The following is a 6,859-nucleotide window of genomic DNA, read 5'->3' on the forward strand; positions in this document are numbered from 1 at the left end:
TGATGAGGGCCTCGAGCGGCGAGGCCCGCTCGGGCACGGCCCCCAGCGTGAAGCGGGGGTCGGGCTCGGTGGGGAGGTCCTTGAGGCTGTGCACGGCCAGGTCGGCCTCGCCCCGCTCGAGCGCCGCCTCGAGCTCGGCGGTGAAGAGCCCCTTGCCCCCGATCTCGGGCAGGGCCTTCTCCAGCTCGCGGTCGCCGCGGGTGCTCAGGGTGAGCAGCTCGACCTCGAGGCCGGGGTGCAGTTCGCGCAGCCGCCGGGCCACGTGCTCCGACTGCCACAGGGCCAGCCGGCTGCCGCGGGTGCCGATGACCAGCTTCATTCTTGCTCCAGCCCGAAGAGGGCGTGCAGGGCTTGCCGGTAGGGCTCGGCCTCCCCCTCTTCGGCCAGCTCGCGCAGGCGGGTCAGGGGGGAGTGCAGCAGCTTCTGCACCAGGCGGTGGGTCACGCGCTCGGCCACGGCCCGCTCGGCGGGGGAGAGGGCCTCGAGCTCGGCCTGCCGCAGGGCCTCGAAGCGCTGCCGCAGGGCCTTGACGGTGGGCACCACCGCGCGGGCCTCGAGCCAGCCCCCGAAGGCGCGGAGCTCCTCGGCCACGATCCGCTCGGCCTGGGGCACGGCGGCCTCGCGCTCGGCGCGGTGGACGGCGAGGATGGCCTCGAGGTCGTCGAGGGTGTGCAGCCGCACGCCCAGCTCGGCCACCGAGGGGGCGATGCTGCGGGGCAGGGAGAGGTCGAAGAGGGCCACCGGCTGGCGGGCGCCGCCCAGATGCTCGGGCCTGAGCAGGGGGCGCTCCACGCTCACCGCCGAGATCACGAAGTCGGCCTCGCGCAGCACCCGGCCCATCGCCTCGAGCCCCACCGCCTCGGCGCCGGCCTGCTCGGCCAGCTCGCGGGCGCGCCCCAGGGTGCGGTTGGTGACCCAGACCCGCCCGAAGCGCTCGCGCTCCAGGCCCAGCAGCGCCGAGCGGGCCATGCTGCCCGCCCCCACGATCAGCACGCTGGGCGCGGGCAGCATGGCGGCCTCGTGGTTGAGCATGCGGGCGACGAGGCTGCTGTGGGAGAGGATGCCGTCGCCCAGCCCGGTCTCGCGGCGCACCCGCTTGCCCGCGTGCAGCGCCTGCTGCAGCAGCTTGGAGAGCACCGGCCCTAAGGTGCCGACCTCCTGGGCGAGCTCGAGCATCTCCCGCACCTGCCCCAAGATCTCGCTCTCGCCGAGCACCTGCGAGTCGAGGCCGGCGGCCACGCGCAGCAGGTGCTCCTGGGCGGCGGCCCCCTCCTTCACGTAGCCGTGGTGCCCGAAGTCGCCCTCGCTCACCCGCACGTGCTCGAGCAGGCCGAGCAGGGTGTTGGCGTCGATGCCGTCCTCGCCCACGCCGTACAGTTCGGTGCGGTTGCAGGTCGAGAGCACGGCCACCTCGTGCAGCCCGGCGGGCGGGTTTTGCTTGGCCCGCAGCAGGGCGCGGGCCTGGGCGGGCTTGGAGAGCGCGTAGCGCTCGCGCACCTCCAGCCGCGCCGAGGCGTGGTTAATCCCCACGCACAGCAGGCGCGGGCGATCCGACGGGGGACGGGGGGGTGGGTTCATCACTAACGGACTCGAGGGTCAGGGTAAGCGCGGGTCGGTAACGCGACGGTAACCGCAGGGGTCCAGCATTGCCTATGAAACCATAAATCAGGGGGTTGGGACATTAGTCCCTGGGAGGCCGCACCGCCTCGAGATGTGAAAATCCTGAGTGCTGCACGGCAAAACTTTATTCACCAAGGTAGCCTAAAACGGCCGGGCAAACCAGTGGGCACCCCCTGGTCTGCGCCGCGCCCTTTAGTGCACTATAGGTCCGGGAGGTACAGCATGCCTTTACTCACCTGCCCTGCCCCGGGGTGTGAATCGGGGATGAACGAGGTCGTGCGCAACGGCGTCCACATCGACGTGTGCCCCAAGTGCCGCGGGGTCTGGCTCGACCCCGGCGAGATGGAGCGCCTGCTGGGCCAGGTGCGCCAGTACGAGCAGGAGTACGAGGCCGAGCTCGAGGGCTACCGCCAGCGCGACCCCCGCTATGCCCAAAACCCCGACTACCGCCGCACCCACGACACCGACCACGGCTACGACGACTACAAGCGCAAGCGCAAGAAGAGCAAGCTGGAACAGCTTTTCGACATCTTCGACTGACGCCCGAAGCCGCGCGTCTTGAGGCCCGCTTAATCGGCGGGCCTTTCGGCGCTTTCGTCTTTGTGTTTCCCGCCGTATGGGCTAGATTGGTCTTCGGAGAAGTAGTCGTGGAGATCACCCCCCTTACCCTGTTCGCCCTGTTCGTGACCCTGTCGAACGGCCTGATGCTGTGGCTGTTGAACCCCCGCCTCAGCTTTGCTAAAGCCCCCAAAGGCTCCCTCGAGTCCCGCCTGGAGATGCCCACCGGCCTGGCGCTGGCGAGCCTGCTGTTCCTGCCGGTGTTCCACCTGCTGACCCAGGTCTTGGGCCTGTTCCACGCGCCCTTCGAGCAGGGGCTGGTGATCGCCGGGGTCATGAACCTCGCCGCCTGGGCCCTGACCCTGCGCCACTACCGCGACGCGCTCAAGCGCGGCCCCTCGCGCTCCTGAACCCCTGAAGCCCTGCCCGCTCGAGGTGGGGCTTGTTTCTTGCTCGAATATGTAACATCTGTTACATGTAACTGGGGTTACGCTGTTGGGCATGGGTCGTCAGCCCGAGCCCCACAAGCGTGCCGAGCTGCTGGAGAAGGCGGTGGACTACGTGCTCGAGCACGGCCTGCAGGGCCTGAGCCTGCGCCCTTTGGCCCAGGCCCTGGGCACCAACGCCCGCATGCTGATCTACCACTTCGGGAGCAAGGAAAAGCTCGTCACCGAGGTCCTCGAGGCGGCCCAGGCCCGCCAGCGGGCGCTATTGGGGGAGCTCGGCGGCGAGGCCACCGACCCCTACGCGGCCCTCGAGGCCTTCTGGCGCTGGTTCAGCTCCCCCCGCCTGGCCCCCTTCGCCCGCCTGCTCTACGAGGTCGAGGTGGGAGCCATGCAGGGACAGCTCGAGTACCAGGGCTTCGCCCGCCGCGCCATCCACGGCTGGATCGGCTTCGTGCTCCAGAGCTTACCCGGTTCGACCCCCGCCCAGGCCAGCCTGATCGTGGGGACCCTGGCGGGCCTGCTGCTCGACGGGCTGATCACCGGGGAGTGGGAGCGGGTCAACGGGGCGTTCGGCGGTTTTCTCGAGGTGCTTCGAGCGGGAAGTAGGGGGTAGGGAGTGGGAGGCTCGTACGGCTGAAGGCTGATAGCTGATGGCTTACCGCTTACAACTTCCCCTGACTCTCGGCCTGCTCCTGATACCCCCGCGCCTGCAGGCGGAACAGCGTGGCGTAGGTTCCGCCCTGCCGCAGCAGCTCCTCGTGGGAGCCCTGCTCGCTGACCCGGCCGTCCTCGAGCACCACGATCACGTCGGCCAAGCGCACGGTGGAGAAGCGGTGGGAGATGATGAGGGTGATGCGGTCTTTGGCCTGCTGGCGCAGCGCCTCGATCACCTCGAACTCGGCGGCGGCGTCGAGGGCGGCGGTGGGCTCGTCGAAGACCAGCACGCTCGAGTCGCGGAAGTAGAGGCGGCTGAGGGCCAGGCGCTGCCACTGCCCGCCCGATAGCTGCAAGCCCCGGTTGAACTGCCGCCCGAGCTGGGTGTCGTAGCCCTCGGGCAACGCGGCGATCACCTCGTCGGCGCCGCCCTTGCGGCTGGCCTGCTCGAGCCCCGCCCTGTTCCCCTGCTGCTCGATGTGGCTCAGCGCCACGTTCTCACGGGCGGTGAGGGCGTAGCGGGCGTAGTCCTGGAAGATGCTGCTGATCTCTTTCTGCACGCTGCGCGGGCTGTAGCGGCGGGCGTCCTGCCCGTTGAGCAGGATGCGCCCCGAGGTGGGCTCGTAGAGCCGGGTCAGCAGCTTGACCACGGTGGTCTTGCCCGCGCCGTTCTCGCCCACGAGCGCCATGGACTGGCCGCGCTCGAGCCGGAAGGACACCCCCTTGAGCACCTCGCGCTCGGTGAGCGGGTAGCGGAAGCTCACGTCCTGGAACTCGACGCTGTGGATCGGGCCCTTCCACTCCTCGCCCGTGTCGAGGCTGCGGGCGGGGAGCTCGAGGAACTCGAAGAGGTTGCGCATGTACAGGAGGTTTTGGTAGATCCCCGACAAGCCGCCCAGCAGGTTGCTGAAGGTGCCCTGCACCTGCACGATGCCCTGGGCGAAGAGGGCGAAGTCGCCCACGCTGATGCGCCCGGCGGCGGCCCGCGCCAGCACCTGCAAGGTCGCCAGCGCGATCAGGATGGCCGAGGCCAGCGAGGCGGCGAAGCCCCAGGCCCCGCGCTGGTAGACGAGGGGCACCAACTGGGCGCGGAACTTGCGGTAGACCTCCTGCCAGCGCCCCAGCACGTAGCCCTCGAAGCCGAAGATGCGCACCTCCTTCACGTAGTCGTCGTCCACGAGCACCTGGGCCAGGTAGTTCTGCATGCGGGCTTCGGGGGCGCGGCGGCGGATCATGCGGTAGTTCTCGAAGCCGAAGCGGCTGGCGACCAGCACCCCGGGCAGGCTGGCGAGCAGGACCAGGGGCATCACCGCCCAGCCCAGGCGGCTCATCAGGAAGCCGATGGAGGAGAGCGTGAGGACGGCCTGGGCCAGCGCGACGAGCTGGGTGAAGACCCCCAGCGGGCGGCTGCCCACCTCGTAGGTGGCGCCCAGGAGCGCGTCGTAGGTCTTGGGGTTCTCGAAGTGGGCGAGCTCGAGCCCGGCGGCTTTCTCGAGGATGCGCCGGTGGATGCGGTTTTGCAGGGTGTCGCCCAGCAGGTCGCGGGCGGCGTTGTGCAGCGTGGCGAGCAGGGTCCCCGCCACCCCCAGCCCCACCTGCAAGCCCAGCAGCCCCACCAGCGTGCCGAAGCCCCCGGGGAGCCGCCCCTGCACCGCCAGCGCCACGTCGTCGATGAGCAGCTTGCTCACCCACAGCGAAGCGGCGGGGATGAAGGCCTGCAACACCGAGATGGCCGCGATCAGCAGGGTCTGGGGCGGGCTCGAGGCCCACACCAGGCGCAGCGTCGCCCGCAGGTCGGCCAGCAGGACGCGGGGGCGCGGGGGCGGGGTGGCTTCGTCCAGGGCGCGGTTGAGGCGGGGAGGCCGGTCCATAACTGCCGGGCATTATGCGCCCGCGGCGCCCGGCTCACCGGGAGCCCGGTTGCATTGGGCGGCGGGGTCCGGCTGTCCTCGCGGGCCACAAAGCTCGGGGCTTTCCTGCGTATAATCGGCGCACGTAAAGGAGCTAACATGGACCGTCTCGAGCGACTGCGCCAAGTCATCGCCGCTGCCCAGCGCCACCCCGTGTACGCCGAGCGCCTGAAGGGGTTCGACGCCCAGAGCTTCACGCTCGAACGGCTCGCCCAGGTGCCGCCCGTGACCCGCCAGGAGTGGATCGCCCACATCCAGGCCAACCCCCGCCCCCCCCAGGGCGCGGCCCTGATGCACCTCACCCCCAGCCCGGCCCTGGGCTGGATGCCCGAGTACCTCTCCCCCGAGGACGTGGAGTACCAGGCCCAGGCCCTCGCCGGCCAGATGCGGCGGCTGGGCGTGGCGGGCAAAAAGGCCCTGGTGGCCTTCGGCTACCACGTCTTCGCCGGCGGCTGGCTCTTCCACGAGGCCCTGCAGCGGGCCGGGGCCATGGTGTTGCCCCATGGGCCCGGCGAGGCCGAGCGCATCGCCCAGCTCCAGCAGCAGTACGGCTTCGAGATCTTAGTCTGCAACCCCTCCTTCGCCCTCAAGATCGCCCAGGCCGGGGGCCGCTTCGAGCTGCTGATGGCCGGGGGCGAGCCCTTCACCAGCGTCCCCGGCTACCGCGAGAAGGTGGAGGCGGCCATCGGCGGGGTGGCGGTGGACGCCTACGGCACCTCCGAGCTCGGCGTGGTGGCCGGGGAGGGCCTCGAGAAAAACGGCCTCCTCGAGATCCCTGAGATGGCGATCCTCGAGGTGCTCGACCCCGAGACCCTCGAGCCCACCCCCGACGGCGAGAAGGGCGAGCTGGTGGTCACCGCGCTCTCCCGCACCCTCATGCCCATGATCCGCTTCCGCACCGGCGACCTCGCCATCGCCCAGCGCTCGGGCGGCCAGACGGTGCTCCCGCGCGGCGTCATCGGCCGCACCGACCTGATGGTCAAGGTCAAGGGCGTCAAGCTCTACCCCACCGAGTTCGCCCCCCTGCTCCTGGCCTTCGGCATCGACCCCCGCAGCGGCGGCGCCCAGGTGGTCGTGGACCGCGGCGAAGGCGGCACCGACCGGCTCTACCTCCGGCTCAAGACCCAGGCGGTCCCCCCCGGCCTCGAGGACGCCCTGCGCCGCGCCACCGGCCTCAAGTTCGACGGCCTCGAGGCCGACCCGGCGCTCGAGGGGCCGCCGCTGGTGGACAAGCGCTTCGGTTGAAGGGAAGCGGTCAGCCATCAGCTATCGGCCCTCAGCTACCCCACCCCCTCCCCGCCAGCGGGGAGGGGCCTTCTTTTGCCTACCTCCCACCCCCTAACCCCCGCTGAGCGCCGCCACCACCCCCACCCGGCTGCTCCCCTCGAGCCCCCGCGACAAGTCCCGCTCGAAGGCGTCGTCCACCACCAGGTTCACGTGGGGGCGCAGGCGGCCCTGCTCGTCGACGATGCGGAAGGCCAAGCCGGGGTAGCGCTGGTCGAGGGCGGCGATCAGGGCGGCGAGGGTGGGGGAGGGGGCCTCGAGCGTGACCTCAGCCTGGCCGCCGGTGTACTCGCGGAAGTGCGAGGAAAACCAGACCTTCATAGAGATGACCCCCGGAAACCCAGCGGCTTTAGCCCTGGGAGGAAGGGGGTTGCGCTCTGGAAGAGC

Annotated in this window: 7 protein-coding genes and 1 pseudogene; 4 read left to right on the plus strand and 4 right to left on the minus strand. The window is 70.5% G+C overall.

The features are described 5' to 3' along the window. A pseudogene (locus MEICH_RS28190) lies at positions 1-319 on the minus strand (hydroxymethylbilane synthase); the annotation flags it as partial. Beyond that, entirely contained in the window at positions 316-1,578 is a 1,263-nt protein-coding gene (gene hemA / locus MEICH_RS0118735; protein WP_084542425.1) for a glutamyl-tRNA reductase, read from the minus strand. The gene hemA and the pseudogene MEICH_RS28190, both read right to left, overlap by 4 nt. Positions 1,579-1,842: 264 nt before the next feature. Between hemA and MEICH_RS0118740 the strand changes: the two genes are divergently transcribed. The 3 genes from MEICH_RS0118740 to MEICH_RS26090 all read left to right on the plus strand — a co-directional run bounded on the left by MEICH_RS0118740 (position 1,843) and on the right by MEICH_RS26090 (position 3,237). Then, a complete protein-coding gene (locus MEICH_RS0118740; protein ID WP_027893853.1) occupies positions 1,843-2,160 on the plus strand; it encodes a TFIIB-type zinc ribbon-containing protein in 318 nt (105 codons plus the stop codon). Between the two features lie 107 nt (positions 2,161-2,267). Further along, on the plus strand, positions 2,268-2,588 hold the full coding sequence (locus tag MEICH_RS0118745) for a hypothetical protein (protein WP_027893854.1): 321 nt from the start codon (positions 2,268-2,270) through the stop codon (positions 2,586-2,588). 91 nt (positions 2,589-2,679) lie between these two features. Further along, complete coding sequence (locus MEICH_RS26090; protein ID WP_051304354.1) at positions 2,680-3,237, plus strand: TetR/AcrR family transcriptional regulator; 558 nt, start codon at positions 2,680-2,682, stop codon at positions 3,235-3,237. Positions 3,238-3,286: 49 nt separating this feature from the next. On the opposite strand, the gene MEICH_RS0118755 is transcribed toward MEICH_RS26090, so the two are convergent. Next, positions 3,287-5,149 carry an ABC transporter ATP-binding protein gene (locus MEICH_RS0118755; protein ID WP_084542426.1) on the minus strand — a complete coding sequence of 621 codons (1,863 nt, stop codon included), beginning with the start codon at positions 5,147-5,149 and terminating at the stop codon, positions 3,287-3,289. A 138-nt stretch (positions 5,150-5,287) separates the two neighbouring features. Between MEICH_RS0118755 and MEICH_RS0118760 the strand changes: the two genes are divergently transcribed. Beyond that, positions 5,288-6,433 (plus strand): phenylacetate--CoA ligase family protein, encoded by a 1,146-nt coding sequence (locus tag MEICH_RS0118760; RefSeq protein WP_027893856.1) that lies wholly within the window; start codon positions 5,288-5,290, stop codon positions 6,431-6,433. A gap of 93 nt (positions 6,434-6,526) precedes the next feature. Here the strand turns inward: MEICH_RS0118760 and MEICH_RS0118765 are convergent, their stop codons facing one another. Next, positions 6,527-6,793, minus strand: a complete 267-nt coding sequence (locus MEICH_RS0118765) for a MoaD/ThiS family protein (protein WP_027893857.1) — start codon at positions 6,791-6,793, stop codon at positions 6,527-6,529. Between the last annotated feature and the right edge of the window lie 66 nt (positions 6,794-6,859).

It is taken from the genome of Calidithermus chliarophilus DSM 9957 (assembly GCF_000430045.1).
Classification (GTDB): Bacteria; Deinococcota; Deinococci; order Deinococcales; family Thermaceae; genus Calidithermus; species Calidithermus chliarophilus.